Genomic DNA, 456 nt, shown 5'->3' on the forward strand with positions numbered 1-456 from the left:
CGCGATGAGGAGGCTTCGTCGTCATCTCCGCGCTGCTATCATCCGGGCACGACGGCGACAATTGAGGTCGGCGTGCCGTCGGGCCTGCTCCCGCGCGCGGTGTCGCATCGGCCTGCCCTTCCACGCTGGCCACGCGTGCCCGAAGGAAGAGCGCTGCGGTACCGCGGCGAAATCCGGTATCCGGGCCGCGGCGCCGCAGTGGATCGAAGGCAGCGTCCTCGAGGATAACACGAGCGGCGGGTCCGGGCGGCACCCACGCGCACGAAGGGGATGGCGTTGAGGACCTTCGCACTGCTTCTCGGCGTCGTCTTGGGCTTCGCGACGATGGTGTGGTTCTTCTACTTCGTGCCGCTGGGATGCGCGATGAACACCACGGGCTGCCGGGAGACCTTCTCGGTCTGGAGCCGACTCGGGCTCGTCCACTTCTGGGCGCCGTTCCTCGTCGCCCTCGCGGCG

1 protein-coding gene is annotated in these 456 nt (G+C 68.9%); it reads left to right on the forward strand.

Annotated features, from left to right (window positions below):
- Positions 1-270: 270 nt before the first annotated feature.
- The coding region (locus O7A05_RS34155) for a hypothetical protein (RefSeq protein WP_337097807.1) at positions 271-456 on the forward strand (186 nt) is incomplete at its 3' end.

This window comes from Mesorhizobium argentiipisi (SeqCode) (genome assembly GCF_037179585.1).
GTDB classification, from domain to species: Bacteria; Pseudomonadota; Alphaproteobacteria; order Rhizobiales; family Rhizobiaceae; genus Mesorhizobium; species Mesorhizobium argentiipisi.